At 69.9% G+C, this 259-nt stretch carries 1 pseudogene; it reads right to left on the bottom strand.

Annotation, left to right across the window (positions count from 1 at the left end):
• Positions 1–38: 38 nt before the first annotated feature.
• A pseudogene (gene queF / locus FQ668_RS27710) lies at positions 39–259 on the bottom strand (NADPH-dependent 7-cyano-7-deazaguanine reductase QueF); the annotation flags it as partial.

The following is a 259-nucleotide window of genomic DNA, read 5'->3' as shown; positions in this document are numbered from 1 at the left end:
GGGCATGGCCCGGCGCTACCTGTAACCGCCTGCGGCGGTTACTGCCGCAGTTCGCGGTAGGTCGCGGCCGGGGCGGCAATGCCGGGGCTGGCGCGCCACGGGTTGATGTCCAGGCCACCGCGACGGGTATAGCGGGCTTCGACTTCCAGCCACTGCGGCCGGCAGCGCGCAGACACTTCACTGAAGATGCGCTCGACGCACTGCTCATGGAACTCGGCGTGCTCGCGGTAGCTGACCAGGTAGCGCAGCAGGCCGGCAC

The sequence above is a fragment of the Pseudomonas sp. Kh14 genome (assembly GCF_900291005.1).
GTDB lineage: Bacteria > Pseudomonadota > Gammaproteobacteria > Pseudomonadales > Pseudomonadaceae > Aquipseudomonas > Aquipseudomonas alloputida.
The sequence above is the reverse complement of the archived record's forward strand: the minus strand, read 5'-3'. Positions and strand labels throughout refer to the sequence as shown.